We start from the raw sequence: 18,274 nt of genomic DNA on the forward strand, positions 1-18,274 counted from the left end.
GTATTCGCTGGCTTCCCCTCAGTGAACTTTCCTGCGGGAGCTGGCTTTGGCGTTCAACAACCCGAGCGTGCCGTGGTCCGAAGTGGAGCGGGTCGCCTCCGGGCGGGCGCCCGTGCCCGGGGACGGCAGTGATGCCCCGGCGTGGTCGCGCAAGCGCGAAGGGTATGGCGGGGCGCCCGACGATCTGCGGGCGCGGCGGCGGCGGGACGACGGTGGGGACCGGATCCGGGCGCCCTACGCCGAGCTGCACGTCCACTCCAACTTCAGCTTCCTCGACGGCGCCAGTCATCCCGAGACCCTCGTCGAAGAAGCCGCGCGGCTGGAGCTCGACGCGCTCGTGCTCACCGATCACGACGGTGTGTACGGCGCCGTCCGGTTCAGCGACGCCGCCCGGGAGCTCGGGGTGCGCGTCGGGTTCGGGGCCGAGCTCTCGCTCGACCTGCCCGCGCCGCAGGCCGGTGAACCGGATCCGAAGGGGTCGCACCTGCTGGTGATCGCCCGGCAGCAGGACGGGTACCACCGGCTGTGCCGCGTCATCTCGCGCGCCCAGCTCGCCGGCGGGGCGAAGGGGCGGCCGGTGTACGACGTCGAGGAGCTGGTCGACGAGCTGGCCGGGCACGTCGTCGTGCTGACCGGGTGCCGGAAGGGCGCGGTCCGCCAAGCGCTCGCCCGCACCGGGCCCGCCGCCGCGCACGCCGAGCTCGCGCGGCTCGTCGACCGGTTCGGGCGGCAGCACGTCGCCGTCGAGCTGATCGACCACCGGCTGCCGCTCGACGACGCGGCCAACGACCTGCTCGCCGAAATGGCCCGCGACCTGCGGCTGCCGACCGTCGTCTCGAACAACGCGCACTACGCCCGGCCGGAGGACGCCGTCGTGGCGGACATGGTCGCCGCGGTCCGGGCGCGCCGGTCGGCCGAAGACCTCGAGGGGTGGCGGCCGCCGTCGGGGCAGGCGTTCCTGCGGTCGGGCATGGAGCAGCGGCGCCGGTTCGAGCGCCGCTACCCCGGCGCCGTCGGCCGCGCCGCCGTGCTCGGCGTCGAAGTGGCGTTCGACCTGCGGCTGGTCGCCCCGGACCTGCCGCCGTTCCCGGTGCCGCCCGGGCACGACGAGATGTCGTACCTGCGCGAGCTGACCCGGGCGGGCGCGGCGGACCGCTACGGCCCGCGCGAAGCGAACTCCAAGGCCTACGCCCAGCTCGGCCACGAACTCGCCGTCATCGAAGCCCTCGGCTTCCCCGGCTACTTCCTCGTCGTCTGGGACATCGTCCGCTTCTGCAAGGAGGCGAACATCCTGTGCCAGGGCCGCGGCTCGGCCGCGAACTCCGCGGTCTGCTACGCCCTCGGGATCTGCCACGCGGACCCGGTGAAGTGGAACCTGCTGTTCGAGCGGTTCCTGGCCCCGGAGCGGGACGGGCCGCCGGACATCGACATCGACATCGAGTCCGACCGGCGCGAGGAAGCCATCCAGTACGTCTACGCCAAGCACGGCCGCTTCCACGCCGCGCAGGTCGCCAACGTCATCACCTACCGGGCGCCTTCGGCGATCCGCGACGCCGCCAAGGCGCTCGGGCACAGCCCCGGGCAGCAGGACGCCTTCGGCAAGCTCGTTGACCGCTGGGGCGGCGTCACGGCCACGAAACAGCAGTCCTCCGGCGAGATCCCCGCTGATGTGCTCGACCTCGCTGCCCGGATCGAGGACTTCCCGCGCCACCTCGGCATCCACTCCGGCGGCATGGTGATCTCCAAGCAGCCGGTGTCGGAGATCGTGCCGGTCGAGTGGGCGTCCATGGCCGACCGGTCGATCTTGCAGTGGGACAAGGACGACTGCGCCGCCGTCGGGCTGGTCAAGTTCGACCTGCTCGGCCTCGGCATGCTTTCCGCGCTGCACTACGCGATCGACCTCATCGCCGAACACCACGGGTCCACTGTGGACCTCGGGAAGCTCGACCTGGCCGACCCGGCCGTCTACGACATGCTCTGCGAGGCCGACGCGATCGGCGTCTTCCAGGTCGAATCGCGCGCCCAGCTGGCCACCCTGCCGCGGTTGCGGCCGCGGGAGTTCTACGACCTCGTCGTCGAAGTCGCGCTGATCCGGCCCGGCCCGATCCAGGGTGGCTCGGTGCACCCCTACATCCGGCGCCGTCGCGGCGAGGAGCAGTGGCAGCACGCGCACCCGCTGCTGGCGTCCAGTTTGGACCGCACGCTCGGCGTTCCCCTGTTCCAGGAACAGGTGATGCAGATGGCCGTCGACGTCGCGAGTTTCACCCCGGCCGAAGCCGACCAGCTGCGCCGCGCCATGGGCGCCAAGCGGTCGAGCGCGAAGATGAAGGCGCTGATGGCGCGGTTCTTCGCCGGCTGCGAAGCCAACGGGATCGGCCGCGAGCTCGCCACCCGGATCTTCGAGCAGATCCACGCCTTTTCCGGGTACGGCTTCCCCGAAGCGCACTCGATGTCGTTCGCGCTGCTGGTGTACGCGAGCGCGTGGGTCAAGCGCTACTACCCGGCCGCGTTCTGCGCCGGGCTGCTGCGCGCCCAGCCGATGGGGTTCTACAGCCCGCAGTCGCTGGTCGCCGACGCCCGGCGGCACGGCGTGCACGTCCGCGAACCGGACGTCAACGCCAGTCTCGCCCACGCCACCCTCGAACCCGATCCCGGCAGCACCGGCGGCGTCGCGCTGCGCCTCGGCCTCGCCGGCGTCCGCCACCTCGGCGGCGAACCGGCCGCGGCGATCGTCGCCGAACGCGAGGCCAACGGGCCGTACGGCGGCGTCGGCGACCTCACCCGCCGCGTCCGGCTGAAGAAGAACGCCGTCGAAGCCCTCGCGACCGCGGGCGCGTTCGGCGGCGACCGGCGGCAGGACCTGTGGGCGGCCGGCGCGGCGGCGGCCACCCGGCCCGGCCACCTGCCCGGCCTCGCGCCGGGGCTCGACGCGCCCGCGCTGCCGGGCATGACGCGGCTCGAGATCACCGCCGCCGACCTCTGGGCCACCGGCGTTTCCCCGGACAGCCACCCGGTGGAGTACCTGCGCGAACTGCTCGACGCGCGCGGGGCGATCACCACCGCCGAGCTCACGCGCGTGCGGGACGGCACGCGCGTGTGGGTCGGCGGCGCGGTCACCCACCGGCAGCGCCCGGCGACCGCGGGCGGGATCACGTTCCTCAACCTCGAAGACGAGACCGGCATGGCCAACGTCCTCGTCTCGCCCGGCCTGTGGCGACGGCAGCGGCTGGTCGCCCGCACCAGCGCCGCGCTGCTGGTCCGCGGCCGGGCCCAAGCGGCCGAAGGGGTGGTCACCCTCGTCGCCGACCGGCTCGAACGCATCGATCTTTCGATGCGCGCGGGGCCGTCCCGGGACTTTCGTTGACTTGCGGGCCGCGCGGTGGTTCTCTCTCTGAGAGCGCTCTCAGCCATCCGTTCGTGCCCGACGAGAGGATGGACTTCCCATGACAGCACGACGTCTGCGCTGGGCAGCGTGGCCGGTGATCGCCGTGCTCGCCGCGGCGGTGCCCGCCGCCGAAGCCGCCGAACCGCCCGGAGCGACGGTCACCGTCGACGTCCGCGCGGGGCTGGCCACCGTGCCGGACACCGGGATCGGCGTCAACCACGCGGTGTGGGACAGCCAGCTGGGGACCGACGCCGTGGCGGACCTGCTCGGCGGCGCCGGCGTGCGGATGCTGCGGTACCCCGGCGGGTCCTACGGCGACATCTACCACTGGAAGGACAACACCGCACCGGGCGGCTACGTCGCTCCCGACACCGATTTCGACAAGTTCATGGGCGGTGTCCGGCGGACCGGTGCCCAGCCGATCGTCATCGCGAACTACGGCACCGGCTCGCCGCAGGAGGCGGCGGACTGGGTGCGGTACGCCAACGTCGAGAAGGGCTACGGCGTCAAGTACTGGGAAATCGGCAACGAGAACTACGGCAACGGCCACTACGGGGCCGACTGGGAAGCCGACGACCACGCCGACAAGAGCCCGACCGCGTACGCCAACGAAGTCGTGGCGTACGCCGACGCGATGAAGGCCGCCGACCCGGCGGTGAAGATCGGCGCCGTGCTGACCACCCCGGCGAACTGGCCGGACGGCATCGTCGGCGAGGGCGACACGGCGACGTGGAACCAGACGGTGCTGTCGATCGCCGGCCCGCACGTCGACTACGTCATCCTGCACTGGTACCCCGGCGGCTCGACGGCCGCCGAGGCGCTCACGAAGACCGAGCAGGTGGGCGACATGATCTACCTGGCCCGCGAGCAGATCGCGCGGTACGCGGGCCGCCCGCTGGGCATCGCGATGACCGAGACGAACACGCCGGTGGGCATGAACACCCAGCCCGGCGCGCTGTTCGCCGCCGACGCCTACAGCGCGCTGCTCGCCAACGGCGTGTTCACAGTGGACTGGTGGAACACGCACAACGGCGCGACGAAGGTGTCCACTGTGGCCGGTTACCCGGACTACGCCGACTTCGGCTTGCTCTCGAGCGCGACCTGTCTCGCGGACGGCTGCGAGCCGGCCTTCAACACCCCGTTCGCGCCCTACTACGGGTTGAAGCTGCTGAGCGGGTTCGCACATCCCGGCGACCAGTTCGTCCGGGCGGGTGCGGACGACCCGCTCGTCAGCGCGCACGCCGTCCGCCGCCCGAACGGCGACCTGGCGGTGCTGCTGATCAACAAGGACCCGGACGCGTCGCGCGCGGTGACGCTCGACTACACGGGTTACACCCCGGCCGCGGCCACGCCCCAGGTGTCGACCTTCGCCAACGGCGCGACGTCGATCACCACCGGCCCTTCGGGTTCGCCCGGCGCGCAGACGCTGCCGCCGTACTCGCTGACGACCGTGGTCCTGCACCCGGCTTCCCCCTCGGCCGGCCCGGGCGCACCCGGACAGCCGACCGGCACGACGACCGACCGCACGGCGACGGTCGCGTGGCCCGCGGCGGCGCCGGCCGGGCACCCGATCGCGAAGTACGAGGTGTACGCGGACGGTCAGCTGTGGGGCGAGACGGCCGGGACGACGTTCACGGCCCGGAACCTGGTGCCGGGCAGCCGGTACGCGGTGAACGTGCTGGCTCGTGACACGGCGGGGAACGTGTCGTGGGGGTCGCCGCCGTTGACGCTGACGACCGGTGCCCCTGCCGCGAGCAGCTGCACGGTCCGGCTGACGGACGTGACGGACTGGGCGAGCGGCTTCGTGGGCGGCATCCACGTCGTTTCGCCCGCGGTGACGGGGGATTGGACGCTGACGTTCTCGTGGCCGACCGCGCGCCAGCGGGTGACGAGCGGCTGGAACGGAACGTGGACGCAGACGGGAAGCACGGTGACGGTGACGTCGACGGCGTCCGTGGCGTCGGGCGCCGACGTGGGATTCGTGGCGGACTACGGCGGGCCGAACATCCTGCCTGCGGCGTTCACGCTCAACGGAACCCTCTGCTCGGTGGCGTGAGCCGGCTGCGGTCAGTCCGCGTTCGCCAGGTGGGCGAGGGCTGACCGCAGCACCCGCCGCGTTTCCGCGTCCAACCCCTCGAGCAGCTCGTTCTCCACCACCCGGATCGCGTCGCGCACCGCCGCGTGGCGGCGGGTTCCGAGGGGGGTCAGGCGGACCACGCGGGCGCGGCGGTCCGCCGGGTCGGGGTCGCGGCTGACCAGGCCCTCCGTCACCAGGCCGTCCAGCAGCGTGATCAGGCGGGTCTTGTCGTAGTGGATCTGCTGCGCCAGGACCAGCTGGCTCGGCGCCGAGCCGCGGGCCAGCGCCGACAGCACCACGTACTGCCACATCGAGAGCCCGTGCTCGGTCAGCACGGGCTGCTCGGCTTCGGCCAGCCGGCGGCCCGCCCACGCGCAGAGTGCTCCGAGATCCTCGTCCACCCGCCGGATTTTACGCGTGGACAAATGATACGCAGATGCGTACGGTTAACCCCATGACAGCATTCCGTCCGGGGCGCGCCGAGACGCGCACGACGTCCATCGCCGCTTCGCCCGAACGAGTCCTCGGCTACCTGGCCGACGCGCGCAACCTGCCCGACTGGGCACCGGGGTTCGCGCCCGCCGTCGAGCACGACCACGACGACGTCTGGCGCATCCCGGACGACGCCGGCCCGCGGCTCGTCGCGGTCAAAACCGCGCCGGAGCACGGCGTCGTCGACTTCGTCAGCGCGGCGGCGCCGAACCTCGGCCTCTTCACCCGCGTCGTCCCCAACCTGACCGGCGCCGAGCTGATCTTCAGCCTGTTCTTCCCCGAGGGCGCCGACCCCGCCGCGGTCGACGCGCAGATGGCGGTCGTCGACGACGAGCTGCGGACCGTCCGAGTGCGCGCCGAGGCGTGAACCGGACCGCTTCTACGAAGATCGCGACCGCCCGGTCCCGTTCTTCGTCACCGAGCCCGACGAGAACCTCGACGCCTGGCTCGGCGACGGTCTGCGGGCGGGCGGCCGGGCGCTGGAGCTGGGCTGCGGGCCGGGGCGCAACGCGGTCCGCCTCGCCGAAGCGGGCTAAGACGTGGACGCCGTCGACCAGTCGGCGAGCGCGCTCGCCTGGGCCCGGGAACGCGCCCCGGACATCCGCTTCCGCCAGGCGGACATCTTCGCCGTGGACCTGCCGCACGAGCGGTACGACCTGGTCTACGACTCCGGCTGCCTGCACCACCTCGCCCCGCACCGCCGGACCAGCTACTTGGCGCCCGGCGGCCACTTCGGGCGCGTGTGCTTCGCGGCCGGCACCGGCGACGGCAACTCCGGTACCGAGGTCCCCGACGCCCAGCTCTACCGGGACGGCTCCCTCCACGGCGGCCTCGCCTACACCGCCGACGAGCTGCGGCACCTGTTCCAGGACTGCACCGAGGTCGAACTGCGTCCGATGCGAGCGGACACCGAGCTGTACGGGATGCCGTTCCTGCTCACCGGCCTCTTTCGGAAGGAGCCGTAGTCCCGGCGGCACCCGCAGCCCGGTGACCTCGCCGGTGGCGTCCACCGCGACGTCCGGCGTGCCGCTCGCCGGCGGAAGTCCCCGCACCCGCAGCGTCCCGACCGGGCTCGGCCGGGGTGGGGACAGGGTCACCGTGCCGGCCGGTGGTCGCCGCGCTCTACCTCCACCTCTTCCTCATCCAGCTCGCGACGGCGTTCAAGACCGACGCCACCGCCAACCCGCTGCTGCCGTGGCCGCGGGAATGGCCGGCGAATTCGGTGTTCGTCTCGGTGGCGATCACCGTCGGCCGGGTCGTGCTCACCTCACTGGCCGGGTATGCGTTGTCCCGGCTGCGGTTCCGTGGCCGCGCGCGATCTTCGGGGCCGTCCTCGCCGTCATCGCGGTGCCGAGTTGACCAGCGGCGTGGCGAGCCGGCAAGTAGCGCGCGGTGCAAGGCTCGTGAGTGGGAAACAGTGTTCCAACCCGGTTTCCCGCTCACGACCCGCTGCGGATCAGCTCGTCGGCGACCCAGCGCACGACGCCGTCCGGGTACGGGTTCGCCAGGCCCAGTACGACGTGCCCGAAGCCGGCGCCGACCGCTTCCTCGATCTTTTCCCGGGTGGCGGCGGGCTTGTCGTAGTCGACCGGCAGGAAGATCGAGCGGGTGATCTCCGCCGGGTCGCGGCCGATCTCCGCGCAGTAGCGGTCGAGCAGCCGACTGCGGCCGGCGAGGTCTTCGATGTCGCCGCCGCCGGGGATGTTCCACTGGTCGGCGTGCTCGGCGACCACCCGCAGCGTCGCGCTCGCGCGGCCGCCGATCATGATCGGCGGGTGTGCCTGGACCGGTTTCGGATTCCCGAAGGCGCCCTTCAGCTGCACGTACTCGCCGTCGAAGTCGAACGGTTCCGGTTCCGTCCACAAGCGACGGATGACCGTGCACGCCTCGGCGAGCGCGGCGACGGCGTCGTCCCGGGAGTGGTACGGCAGGCCGTGCCCGTCGTATTCGCGCCGGGCCAGGGGGTGGCTCGGCCGGGAGCCGGCGCCGATGCCGAAGTCGAGGCGGCCGCCGGACACGACGTCCACCGTGGCCGCGATCTTCGCCAGCACCGCGGGCGGCCGGAAGCGGTTGCTGGTCACCATCAGGCCGAGCCGGATCCGCTCGGTCTGCGCGGCCATCGCCGAGAGCAGCGTCCAGCCTTCGAAGATCGGGCCGTCCGGGTCGCCGCCGATCGGCATGAGGTGATCGAACAGCCAGGCGTGCTCGATCTCGGGGATCGCGTCGGCCTCGCGCCAGACGCGCTGGATCTCGTCGTAGCCCACGTTCATGGGCGGGGTCATGATGCCGAAGCTGGTCATCAACGCCTCCGGAGGGACGGGTCGAGCAGGGCGGGCGGGGTGTCGAACTTCTCGTGCGCGGCCAGGTCGACGCCGGGGGCGACGATCGCGTCGATCTCGTCGAGGACGTCGGCGGGCAGCACCGTGTCGGCGGCGGCGAGCTGCGACTCGAGGTGGCCGGGCGTGCGCGGGCCGATGAGCGCGCTGGTCACGGCCGGGTGCGCGGTGACGAACCCGAGCGCGAGCTGAATCAGCGAAAGTGCGGCCTGGTCGGCCAGCTTGGCGAGCTTCTCGACGGCGTCGAGGCGGGCCTGGTTGGCCGGGTCGGTGAGGTCGAAGCGCTGGGGGAGCGCCTGCGAGCGGCTGGTCGTGATCTCCTGGCCGGCGCGGACGGCCCCGGAGAGCCAGCCCGACGCGAGCGGGCTCCACGCGAGCACGCCGAGGCCGTACTCCTGCGTCACCGGCAGGACGTGGGCTTCGATGCCGCGCTGCAGGATCGAGTAGCTGGGCTGCTCGGTGGCGTACCGGCTCAGGTGGTGCTCGCGCGCGGCCCACTGGGCCTGCACGATCCGGTACGCGGGGAACGTCGACGAGCCGAAGGCGCGGATCTTGCCGGCGCGCTGCAGGTCGGTCAGCGCGGAAAGCGTTTCCTCGTCGCTCGTGGCCGGGTCCCAGCGGTGGACCTGGTAGAGATCGACGTGGTCGACGTCGAGGCGGCGCAGGCTGTCGTCCAGCGCCTTGACCAGCCAGCGGCGGGAGCTGCCGCGGTGGTTGCGCTCCTCGCCCATCGGCATGGCCGCCTTCGTGGCGAGCACGAGGTCGTCGCGGCGGTTCTTGATGGCCCGGCCGACCATGACCTCCGACTCGCCTTGGCCGTACATGTCGGCGGTGTCGATCAGGTTGATGCCGCCCTCGATGGCGGCGTCGACGATGGCGGTGGCGTCGTCCTGGGTGGTGCGCCCGATGGCGCCGAAGTTCATCGCGCCGAGTGCGAGGGCGCTGACCTGGACGCCGGTGCGGCCCAGAGTGCGGTACTGCATTTCGATGGCCTCCATGGCAGGATGGCAAGCGGAACGTTGCTCCGCTAACGATACGGAACAATGTTCCGGTTAGCAACCCTGGAGGTGTGGTGAGCCCGAGCAAGCCCAAGCGCGCCGACGCCCGGCGCAACGAGAAAACGCTGCTGGACGCGGCGGCCGCCGTCTTCGTCGCCTCCGGCGTGGACGCGCCGGTGCGGGACATCGCGGCGAAGGCGGGCGTCGGGATGGGCACGATCTACCGCCACTTCCCGACCCGGGCGGACCTGATCATCGCCGTCTACCGGCACCAGGTGGAGGCGTGCGCCGAAGCCGGGCCCGCGCTGCTGGAAGCCGCCGGCTCGCCGCACGCGGCGCTGGCGGAGTGGATCGACCTGTTCGTCGACTTCCTGGTGACCAAGCACGGGCTGGCGGGTGTCCTGCAAGGCGACGGCTTCGACACGCTGCACGCGTACTTCCTGGACCGGCTGGTGCCGGTGTGCGCCCGGCTGCTCGAAGCCGCCGAGCTGACCGCGCGGGTGCGGCCGCTGGAGCTGATGCGCGGTGTGGGCAATCTGTGCATCGGCGCGGAGGACAACCCGGACTACGACGCGCGGCGCCTGGTCGGCCTCCTGATCGCGGGGCTGCGGGCGTGATCGACCAGCTCACGGCCGACCCGTACCCGCTGCTGTCCCGGCTGCGCGCGACCGAGCCGGTGTCCTGGCTGCCGGAGCTGAACGGCTGGCTGGTCACGCGGCACGACCTGGCGCTGGAGGTGATGCGCGACGCGGCCACCTTCACCGTGGACGACCCCCGCTTCTCGACGGCCCGGGTCGTCGGCCCGTCGATGCTTTCGCTGGAGGCGGCCGAGCACACCCGGCACCGGGCGCCGTTCGCCCGGCACTTCCGCCCCCGCGAGATCGCGGACCGCTTCACCGGGTTCGTCCGCGCCGAATGCACCCGGCTGGTCGACGGTTTCGCTGCGGCCGGTCACGCGGAACTGCGGCGGGAGCTGGCCGGCCCCCTCTCCGTCGCGGTGGTCGCCGACGCGCTCGGCCTCGACGACACGGACACGGCGAAGGTGCTGGCCTGGTACGACGCCATCGTGTCCACAGTGGACTCGCTTGCGGCGGGTGGCCTGCCGGGTTCCGGTGGCGCGGAGGCGTTCGGCGAACTGCGTGCGCACATCGAGGGCTCGGTCGGCCGGCGCTCGCTGCTGACCGAGGCGGCTTCGGCGTTGGCGTTGCCGGAGGTGGTGTCCAACGCGGCGGTGCTGATGTTCGGCGGCATCGAGACGACCGAGGGCATGATCGCCAACCTCCTGCGGCACCTGCTGCGCGAGCCGTCGCTCCCGGACCGCGCCCTCCTCCCCGCCGCCATCGAGGAGTCCCTGCGCCTGGAACCCGCGGCGGCGGTCGTCGACCGCTACGCGACTCGCGACGTCTCGCTCGCGGGCGCGTCGATCGCCCGCGGCGACCTCGTGACGGTCTCGCTCACGGCCGCCAACCGCGACCCGGCGGTGTTCGAAAACCCCGACGTCTTCGATCCGCGCCGCCCGGACCTGCGCAAACAGCTGGCGTTCGCGCACGGCCCGCACTTCTGCCTCGGCGCCGACCTCGCCCGCCTGGAGGCGCGGATCGCCGCCGAGACCGTGCTGGACCGGCTGCCCGGCATCGCGTTGGCGGAAGATGTCCCGCCGGCCGGGCTGGTGTTCCGCAAACCCGCGGCCGTGCCCGTGCGCTGGGTGTCATCATGACCGCATGACGGCGTGGCGGGAGTTCGAAGCGGCGGAACCGGAGTTCGCGGGGCGCGTGCGGACGTTGTTCGACGCGCACAAGCACAAGACGATCGCCACCCTGCGGGCCGACGGCTCGCCGCGGATTTCGGGGATCGAGACGGTCATCGCGGACGGCGAGCTGACGTTCGGCTCGATGCCGAACGCGCGCAAGGGCGCGGACCTGGCCCGGGACCCGCGGTTGGCGCTGCACAGCGCGACGGTCGACCCGGTGGAGGGCGCCGAGGCGGCGTGGCCGGGGGAGGCGAAGATCTCGGGCCGGGCGGTGCCGGCGGACGGCGGGGGCTTCCGCGTCGACATCGCCGAGGTGGTCCACACGCACTTGAACGCGGCGGCGACGTTGCTGGTGGTGGAGTGGTGGACGCCGGCCGGCGGGCTTCGCAAGGTCGAGCGCGAGTGAGCTGAACCGCTCGCCGGATGTCATGAACGAGTCGTTCATGACGTCCGGGCGGCGGGGTGCGCGGCTTGCTCGGGGGTGGTGACGCCGGCGCCGCTCGGCCCCGGCTGCCCGGCTCGGTGCCGGCCTGCGGCGATGGGACTGCGTTGCAGGCCGCCTCGCTGGCGTGCTTCGGCGCCTGCGGTGCTTCGCGCCGCCGGGCACCCGCCTCACCAGGTCTTAAGTCAACTGCTTGACTTAACGGTCGATCTTGGCCATCCTCGGGAACAGGGGACATTCACCAACGAGGAGCCCGTGATGACGCCGACCCACACCGATCCGCTGCCGCGCTTCCCGTTCGAAACCGCGACCGCTCTCGAGCCGCCGGCCGAATGGGCGGAGTTCCGCGAAAAGTGCCCCGTCGCCCACGTCGCCCTCGCCAGCGGCGACCAGGCGACCCTGATCACCCGCTACGACGACGTCAAGACCGTCCTCTCCGACCCTCGCTTCACCCGCCCGACCCCCGCCGACAACGCCGCGCGGGTCGCTGACACCGAGTCCGGTGGGGTCTTCAACTCCGAGATGGCCACCGTGCTGCCGCAGCACGGCGAAGCCCACATCACCTGGCGGCGCACGCTCGGGAAGTGGTTCACCGCCAAGCGGATGAACGCGCTGCGGCCCGGGATGGCCGCGATGGCCGAGCAGCTCATCGACGACCTGGTCGCCAAGGGCGCGCCCGGGGACCTCAAGGCCGGGGTCGCTTTCCCGCTGCCCGTGTGGGTCATCTGCGACATGCTCGGCGTGCCCGACGCCGACCGGGACCGGTTTGCGCACTGGTCCGACGTCATGCTCAGCATGACCCGCTACACGCAGGCCGAATTCGACGCCGCCCAGCGGGAGTTCGGGCAGTACATGGGCGGGCTCATCGCCGGGAAGCGGGCCGAACCCGGGGAAGACATCCTGAGCGCGCTGCTGCCCGAAGGGTGGCCGGACCCGATGCTCATCGCCACCGGGATCGGCCTGCTCATCGCCGGGCACGAGACGACCGCGAACATGATCGCCAAGATGGTCGCGATGCTGCTGGCCGACCGGAGCCGGTGGGAGGCGCTGCTCGCCGACCCGTCGCTCGTGCGCACCGCCGTCGAAGAATCGCTGCGGCTGGACGCCAACGCCGGCGTCGGCATGATGCGCTACCTCGGCGAAGACTTCGAGGTCGGCGGCACCGTGTTGCCGCGCGGCACCACCGCGATGTGCAGCATGGCCGCGGCCAACCGCGACGAGCGGGCGTTCGGCGACGCCGCCGAGATGGACCTGGGCCGCAGCCCGAACCCGCACCTCGCCTTCGGGGCCGGCGCGCACGCGTGCCTCGGGCAGCCGCTGGCGCGCACCGAGCTGCAGGTCGTCCTGGAAGTGCTGCTGCGCAAGCTGCCCTCGCTCGAGCTCGCCGTCCCGGCGGACGAACTGCGCCGGGTCGAAGGGCTCGCCGTCGGCGGCCTGCGGGAACTGCCCGTCCGCTGGTGACGGACCGGGCGCAGGCGACGCGGGAGCTGATCCTGACCGTGGCGGAACGGCTCTACGCCGAGCACGGCGTGCTCGCCGTGTCCAACCGGCAGATCAGCGAGGTCGCCGGGCAGGGCAACAACACCGCGGTCGGCTACCACTTCGGCACCCGCGCCGATCTGGTGCGCGCCATCGCGCGACGGCACTCCGCCCGGGTCGAGGAGCTCCGCCAGGGCATGCTGGCGGAGCTCGGCGGCCGCGCCGGCCTGCGGGACTGGGTCCGCTGCCTGGTGCACCCCTCGACCGAGTACCTGGCGACGGCGGGCCCGCCCAGCTGGTTCGCCCGGTTCACCGCGCAGGTGATGACCGAGCCGTCGCTGCGCGCGGTCGTCGCGGCGGAGACGCTGTCGTCGCCGTCGCTGGCGCGGACCGTCGAGGGCCTGGCCCGGTGCCTGCCCGAGCTGCCGCCCGACGTCCGCGCCGAACGCAACGCCATGACCCGGCAGCTGCTGATCCACACGATGGCCGAGCGCGAACGCGCGCTGGCCGAAGGCGGCGACACCCCGAGGTCCACCTGGCGCGAGGTCGCCACCGGCCTGACCGACGCACTGGCCGGCCTGTGGCTCGCGCCCGTCACGAATCACCCGAGGGAAAGGAACGGCCATGAAGGTCACCGTCGATGAGGAAAAGTGCTGCGGCGCCGGAACTTGCGTGCTGCTCGCGCCGGACGTGTTCGACCAGCGCGAAGAGGACGGGATCGTGATCCTGCTCGAGGAGCGCCCCGGCGAGGAGCACCACAAGATCGTCCGGGAGGCGGCCAGCGTCTGCCCCGGCGTCGCGATTTCGGTCAGCGAGGACGCGTGAACGTCCTCGTCGTCGGGGCGTCCGCCGCGGGGCTCGCCACGGTGGAAGCCCTGCGCCGCAAGGGGTACGAGGGCAGCGTAACGGTGCTGGGTGCCGAAGCGCACCTGCCCTACGACCGGCCGCCACTGTCCAAACAGGTCCTCGCCGGGGCCTGGGAACCCGAGCGGGCCCGGTTGCGCCCGCCGGAGGCCTTGGCCGGCCTCGCGGCCGACTTCGTGCTGGGCGACCCGGCGGTCCGGCTCGACGCCGCCGCGCGGACCGTCCACACGCTGGGCGGGCGGGAGCTGACCGCGGACGCGATCGTGCTGGCCACCGGTCTGCGGCCGCGCACCCTGCCCGGACAGCACGGCCTGGCGGGCGTCCACGTGCTGCGCACCCTCGACGACGCGCTCGCCCTGCGCGCGGACCTCGCGCCGGGCAAGCGGGTGGTGGTCGTCGGGGACGGGGTGCTGGGCGCGGAGATCGCGGCCACCCTGTGCGGGCTCGACGTCGAGGTCACGCTGGCCGGGCCGCAGGAAGCGCCGCTGGCGTACCAGTTCGGCCCGCTCGTCGCCGGGGCGCTCGCCGCGCTGCACGCCCGCGGGGGCGTCCGGCTCCGGCTCGGCGCCGCCGTCACCGGGCTCACCGAGGCGGACGGGCGGGTTGCCGGGGTGCGGCTCGAGTCCGGCGAGGTGCTGCCCGCCGACGTCGTCGTGGTGGCCTTCGGTGCCGCGCCGGCGACGGAGTGGCTGGCGGGCAGCGGCGTGCTGTGCGACAACGGCGTGGTGTGCGACTCCCGGTGCCGCGCGGCCGAGGGGATCCACGCGGCGGGCGACGTCGCCCGCTGGCACCACGAACGGCTCGATGTCCTGCTGCGGCTGGAAAACCGGACCAATGCCACCGAACAGGCGATCGCCGTCGCCGGCAACGTCCTCGGCGAAGACCGCCCGTACACGCCGGTGCCGTACTTCTGGACCAACCAGTTCGACGCCCGGATCCACGTGCACGGCACGCCGGCCGCGGACGCCGAGGTGTCCATTGTGGAAGGTGATCCGGCGGAGGGCCGGTTCGTCGTGCGCTACCACCGGGGCGGCGCCGTCGTCGGTGTGCTCGGCTGGAACATGCCCAAGCAAGCCCGGCTGCGGCGGCAGGAGATCGACGGCGCGGTCTTCGCCGGGCGGTCCTGAACCGGGGAAACCCGCCATCCGCCGGTTGACGGGGCCGCGGGGACGGCCGATCCTTGTTCGCGTTAACACCGCGTGGGAGGGAACGGCCATGAGGAAGAGAGCGCTTTCCCGCATCCTCGGCGTGCTGGTGGCCGCGGCCCTGCCGCTGTTGCCCGCCACGCCGGCCGAAGCCGCGGTGTCCGTGGTCGAGGTCGGGGACACGCAGCTCGACGCGGCGGCGCTGTACTTCGTCTCCTACGACGGGCTGGTGAACAACGACTCCTTCCAGCAGAGCGGCATCTTCAGCTACGCCGGCTACCAGTACGCGGCCTGGTACACCGCCGACCGCAGCGCCGTGCTCGCCCGGCGCGCCGGGTTCACCGGTGCGTGGCAGACCCTCGTGCTGCCGCACAAGCTCACCGCCGACGACTCGCACAACGTGATCTCGATGGGGGTTTCGCCCGACGACGGCCGCCTGCACGTGGCCATGGACACCCACGGCAACCAGGTCTACTACACCGGATCCGCGGCGGGCCTGCTCTCGTCGCCGGCCTCGCACGCCTGGACGGCGTCGGCGTTCGGCCCGGTGCAGCGCACCCTGGACGGCGTCGACCTCGGCGCGATCACCTACCCGCAGTTCGTCGTCACGCCCGAACGGAAGCTGCAGCTCAGCTACCGGACCGGCGGTTCCGGCAACGGCGTCGACGAACTCGCCGAGTACAGCGGCGGCAGCTGGCGCAAGCTCGGGCCGTGGACGTCGGCGACCGGCTCGTGGACGGCCGGCAACGGCGTGACCAGCACGACCCGCAACATGTACCTGCACGGCCTCACCTACGGCCCCGGCGGGCGGCTGCACGCGGCGTTCACCTGGCGCGAGGGCAACACCGGCGTACTGTGCAACGCTGGCGGCCTGGCCAACCACGACACCGGGTACGTCTACAGCGACGACCGAGGCCGCACCTGGCGGACCAGTTCCGGTGCGGCCGCCGCGACCCCGGTGTCGGTGAGCACGCCGGGCACCGTCGTCGACCCGCTCGGCGTCGACCACGGCCTGATGAACCAGGAGAGCCAGGCCGTCGACGCCGCCGGGCAGCCGCACGTCGTGATCAGCTACGTGCCCGGCCGCTTCACCCAGTGCGTCACGAACTACTCCGCGCAGCGCAAGCAGTACGGGCGCACGTTCTTCTTGAGCCGGGCGGCCGACGGCGGCTGGACCAAACGCGAAGTGCCGGTGGCGCCGGAATCGACCCAGCGCACGAAGCTCGTGTTCGACCGCGCCGACAACGCCTACCTCGTCATGCCGTACGGCAGGATCGTCGCGGCGACCAAAGCGAGCGGGTGGACCGACTGGAAGACGGTGTACACCCCGGACCTGCGCGCCTTCGGCGAAGTCGACGTCGACGACTCGCGGCTGGCCACCGACGGCGTGATTTCGGTGATGTACCAGCAGGTGTCGGCCGGGACGACGCCGTCGCCGATCCGGGTGGCCGACTTCCGGCTGGGCTGACGCTCACTCCACGGTGACGGACTTGGCCAGGTTGCGCGGCTTGTCGATGTCGTAGCCCAGGCTGAGCGCGGCGTGGTAGGCGAGCAGCTGCAACGGGATCGTCAGCAGGATCGGGTCGAGCTCCGGCTCGGTCTTCGGCACGACGATCCGCGGCACGTCGAGCTCGCCGAAGTCGACGTCCTCGTGCGTCACGGCCAGTACCGCGCCGCCGCGGGCCTTGATCTGCTGCACGGCGGCCAGGTTGCGCCCGGTCAGCTCGTCCGAGGGCACGATGGCGACGGTCGGGAGCGCCGCGTCGATCAGGGCGAGCGGGCCGTGCTTGAGCTCGGACGTCTGGTACGCCTCGGCGTGGCGGTAGGAGATCTCCTTGAACTTCTGCGCGCCCTCGCGCGCCACCGGGTAACCCCGGACGCGGCCGACGAAGAACAGGCTGTTCGCGGTGGCGACTTCCTTCGCGTGCTCGGCGATGCGCGGTTCCTCGTCCAAAATGGACTTGATCTGGCCGGGCATCGCGCGCAGCGCGTCGATGATCCGCTGACCGTCCGCGTTGGACAGGTCGCGGACCCGGCCGAGCGCGAGCGCGATCAGGGCGAAGCCGATCGCCATGTTGGTCAGCGCCTTGGTCGACGCGACTGCGATTTCGGGACCGGCGTGCAGGTACACGCCGCCGTCGCAGGCGCGGGCGATGGTCGAGCCGACGACGTTGACCAGGCCGACCACTCGGCCGCCCTTGCGCTTGATCTCCTCGACGGCGAAAGCGGTGTCGATCGTCTCGCCGGACTGGCTGACCGCGATGTAGAGCGTGTCGGCTTCGACGATCGGGTTGCGGTAGCGGAACTCCGACGCGGCTTCGGCGTCGGCGGGGATCCGTGCCAGCTCCTCGATCATCGTCGCGCCGACCTGGCCGGCGTAGTAGGCGGAACCGCAGCCGAGGATCTTCACCCGGCTGAAGCCGCGCAGCTCCCGGGGCGTCAGGTTGAGCCCGTCGAGGCGCGCGACGCCGAACCGGTCGTCGAGCCGGCCGCGGATGATCCGCTCCACGGATTCCGGCTGCTCCTGGATTTCCTTGGCCATGTAGTGCGGGTAGCCGCCCAGGTCGAGGTCTTCGGCGGCGATGTCGATCTCGGTGGCCGGCTTGGTGGTGTCGCTCTCGTCGACGGTGAAGGTCCGGTAGCCGGTGGCGAAGACGGTCGCGAACTCGCCGTCGTCGAGGTGCGCGACCTGCGAGGTGTGCCGGACGAGCGCGGCGAGGTCGCTGGCGATGAACATCTCGCGCTCGCCGACCCCGATGATCAGCGGCGAGCCGTTGCGCGCGATGACCAGCCGGTCCGGGTATTCGCTGTCGGTGACGGCGATCGCGTACGTGCCGGTGATCCGGGAGACGGCTTCGACGACGGCGTCTTCGAGGGTGCCGGCGCCGGAGCGGGCGATCAGGTGGGCCAGGACCTCGCTGTCGGTCTCGGACGTCAGGGTGACCCCGGCGTCGGCGAGCTGGGCGCGCAGGGCGTCGGCGTTGTCGATGATCCCGTTGTGGACGACGCAGACGCGGCCGTCCTCGGAGGTGTGGGGGTGGGCGTTCGCCTCGGACGCGGGACCGTGGGTGGCCCACCGCGTGTGCCCGATGCCGACCTTCCCGGTCAGGCGCTTGGGCAGCGCCGCGGCGAGGTTGCGGACCCGCCCGACGACCCGGTGCACCTGGGCGGTGCCCTTGGCGCCGAGCACGGCGATCCCGGCCGAGTCGTAGCCGCGGTACTCCAGCCGCGTCAGGCCTTCGAGCAGGATGGGGGCGGCGTTCTGGCCGCCGATGTAGCCGACGATTCCGCACATGGCGAACCTCT

Annotated in this window: 16 protein-coding genes; 12 read left to right on the forward strand and 4 right to left on the reverse strand. The window is 72.3% G+C overall.

The genetic code is table 11. The features are described 5' to 3' along the window. The first annotated feature begins 46 nt into the window (after positions 1 to 46). Entirely contained in the window at positions 47 to 3,364 is a 3,318-nt protein-coding gene (locus MUY14_RS00695) for an error-prone DNA polymerase (protein ID WP_247019715.1), read from the forward strand. Between the two features lie 79 nt (positions 3,365 to 3,443). Further along, positions 3,444 to 5,441 carry a cellulose binding domain-containing protein gene (locus tag MUY14_RS00700; protein ID WP_247019717.1) on the forward strand — a complete coding sequence of 666 codons (1,998 nt, stop codon included), beginning with the start codon at positions 3,444 to 3,446 and terminating at the stop codon, positions 5,439 to 5,441. 11 nt (positions 5,442 to 5,452) lie between these two features. Here the strand turns inward: MUY14_RS00700 and MUY14_RS00705 are convergent, their stop codons facing one another. Next, positions 5,453 to 5,863 (reverse strand): MarR family winged helix-turn-helix transcriptional regulator, encoded by a 411-nt coding sequence (locus MUY14_RS00705; protein ID WP_247019719.1) that lies wholly within the window; start codon positions 5,861 to 5,863, stop codon positions 5,453 to 5,455. 53 nt (positions 5,864 to 5,916) lie between these two features. Between MUY14_RS00705 and MUY14_RS00710 the strand changes: the two genes are divergently transcribed. Both MUY14_RS00710 and MUY14_RS00715 read left to right on the forward strand, forming a co-directional pair. After that, positions 5,917 to 6,321 carry a hypothetical protein gene (locus MUY14_RS00710; RefSeq protein WP_247019722.1) on the forward strand — a complete coding sequence of 135 codons (405 nt, stop codon included), beginning with the start codon at positions 5,917 to 5,919 and terminating at the stop codon, positions 6,319 to 6,321. Between the two features lie 172 nt (positions 6,322 to 6,493). Next, positions 6,494 to 6,919: a class I SAM-dependent methyltransferase gene (locus MUY14_RS00715; protein ID WP_247019724.1), complete on the forward strand. Its 426-nt coding sequence runs from the start codon at positions 6,494 to 6,496 to the stop codon at positions 6,917 to 6,919. 474 nt (positions 6,920 to 7,393) lie between these two features. Here MUY14_RS00715 and MUY14_RS00720 read toward each other — a convergent pair whose 3' ends face one another. After that, complete coding sequence (locus MUY14_RS00720; protein ID WP_247019726.1) at positions 7,394 to 8,254, reverse strand: LLM class flavin-dependent oxidoreductase; 861 nt, start codon at positions 8,252 to 8,254, stop codon at positions 7,394 to 7,396. After that, on the reverse strand, positions 8,254 to 9,273 hold the full coding sequence (locus MUY14_RS00725) for an aldo/keto reductase (protein ID WP_247025554.1): 1,020 nt from the start codon (positions 9,271 to 9,273) through the stop codon (positions 8,254 to 8,256). The genes MUY14_RS00720 and MUY14_RS00725 overlap by 1 nt, the downstream gene beginning before the upstream one ends. A gap of 89 nt (positions 9,274 to 9,362) precedes the next feature. Here MUY14_RS00725 and MUY14_RS00730 point away from each other — a divergent pair, with 89 nt between their 5' ends. The 8 genes from MUY14_RS00730 to MUY14_RS00765 all read left to right on the forward strand — a co-directional run bounded on the left by MUY14_RS00730 (position 9,363) and on the right by MUY14_RS00765 (position 16,436). Then, the gene (locus MUY14_RS00730; RefSeq protein ID WP_247019728.1) at positions 9,363 to 9,905 is read left to right on the forward strand and encodes a TetR/AcrR family transcriptional regulator; all 543 of its coding nucleotides are present in this window, start codon (positions 9,363 to 9,365) and stop codon (positions 9,903 to 9,905) included. Then, positions 9,902 to 11,005 (forward strand): cytochrome P450, encoded by a 1,104-nt coding sequence (locus MUY14_RS00735; protein ID WP_247019730.1) that lies wholly within the window; start codon positions 9,902 to 9,904, stop codon positions 11,003 to 11,005. Before MUY14_RS00730 ends, MUY14_RS00735 begins: the two co-directional genes overlap by 4 nt. A 4-nt stretch (positions 11,006 to 11,009) precedes the next feature. Next, positions 11,010 to 11,444, forward strand: a complete 435-nt coding sequence (locus tag MUY14_RS00740; RefSeq protein WP_247019732.1) for a pyridoxamine 5'-phosphate oxidase family protein — start codon at positions 11,010 to 11,012, stop codon at positions 11,442 to 11,444. A 294-nt stretch (positions 11,445 to 11,738) separates the two neighbouring features. After that, the gene (locus MUY14_RS00745) at positions 11,739 to 12,941 is read left to right on the forward strand and encodes a cytochrome P450 (protein ID WP_247019734.1); all 1,203 of its coding nucleotides are present in this window, start codon (positions 11,739 to 11,741) and stop codon (positions 12,939 to 12,941) included. Further along, complete coding sequence (locus tag MUY14_RS00750) at positions 12,938 to 13,603, forward strand: TetR/AcrR family transcriptional regulator (RefSeq protein ID WP_247019736.1); 666 nt, start codon at positions 12,938 to 12,940, stop codon at positions 13,601 to 13,603. Before MUY14_RS00745 ends, MUY14_RS00750 begins: the two co-directional genes overlap by 4 nt. After that, on the forward strand, positions 13,584 to 13,784 hold the full coding sequence (locus MUY14_RS00755) for a ferredoxin (protein ID WP_247019738.1): 201 nt from the start codon (positions 13,584 to 13,586) through the stop codon (positions 13,782 to 13,784). The genes MUY14_RS00750 and MUY14_RS00755 overlap by 20 nt, the downstream gene beginning before the upstream one ends. Beyond that, the gene (locus MUY14_RS00760) at positions 13,781 to 14,950 is read left to right on the forward strand and encodes an NAD(P)/FAD-dependent oxidoreductase (protein WP_247019740.1); all 1,170 of its coding nucleotides are present in this window, start codon (positions 13,781 to 13,783) and stop codon (positions 14,948 to 14,950) included. The genes MUY14_RS00755 and MUY14_RS00760 overlap by 4 nt, the downstream gene beginning before the upstream one ends. 88 nt (positions 14,951 to 15,038) lie before the next feature. Then, positions 15,039 to 16,436: a BNR repeat-containing protein gene (locus MUY14_RS00765; RefSeq protein WP_247019742.1), complete on the forward strand. Its 1,398-nt coding sequence runs from the start codon at positions 15,039 to 15,041 to the stop codon at positions 16,434 to 16,436. A gap of 3 nt (positions 16,437 to 16,439) precedes the next feature. Here the strand turns inward: MUY14_RS00765 and glmS are convergent, their stop codons facing one another. Then, positions 16,440 to 18,263, reverse strand: coding sequence for a glutamine--fructose-6-phosphate transaminase (isomerizing) (gene glmS / locus MUY14_RS00770; RefSeq protein ID WP_247019744.1), 1,824 nt, complete (start codon positions 18,261 to 18,263; stop codon positions 16,440 to 16,442). Positions 18,264 to 18,274: the final 11 nt, after the last annotated feature.

The organism is Amycolatopsis sp. FBCC-B4732 (genome assembly GCF_023008405.1).
Taxonomy (GTDB): domain Bacteria; phylum Actinomycetota; class Actinomycetes; order Mycobacteriales; family Pseudonocardiaceae; genus Amycolatopsis; species Amycolatopsis pretoriensis_A.

Excerpts from the sequence above, each read along its gene's own strand:
- MUY14_RS00700 (WP_247019717.1), top strand. The coding sequence starts at position 3,444 with ATGACAGCACGACGTCTGCGCTGGGCAGCGTGGCCGGTGATCGCCGTG.
- MUY14_RS00710 (WP_247019722.1), top strand. The coding sequence starts at position 5,917 with ATGACAGCATTCCGTCCGGGGCGCGCCGAGACGCGCACGACGTCCATC.
- MUY14_RS00720 (WP_247019726.1), bottom strand. The coding sequence starts at position 8,254 with ATGACCAGCTTCGGCATCATGACCCCGCCCATGAACGTGGGCTACGAC.
- MUY14_RS00725 (WP_247025554.1), bottom strand. The coding sequence starts at position 9,273 with ATGCAGTACCGCACTCTGGGCCGCACCGGCGTCCAGGTCAGCGCCCTC.
- MUY14_RS00740 (WP_247019732.1), top strand. The coding sequence starts at position 11,010 with ATGACGGCGTGGCGGGAGTTCGAAGCGGCGGAACCGGAGTTCGCGGGG.
- MUY14_RS00745 (WP_247019734.1), top strand. The coding sequence starts at position 11,739 with ATGACGCCGACCCACACCGATCCGCTGCCGCGCTTCCCGTTCGAAACC.
- MUY14_RS00755 (WP_247019738.1), top strand. The coding sequence starts at position 13,584 with ATGAAGGTCACCGTCGATGAGGAAAAGTGCTGCGGCGCCGGAACTTGC.
- MUY14_RS00765 (WP_247019742.1), top strand. The coding sequence starts at position 15,039 with ATGAGGAAGAGAGCGCTTTCCCGCATCCTCGGCGTGCTGGTGGCCGCG.
- glmS (WP_247019744.1), bottom strand. The coding sequence starts at position 18,263 with ATGTGCGGAATCGTCGGCTACATCGGCGGCCAGAACGCCGCCCCCATC.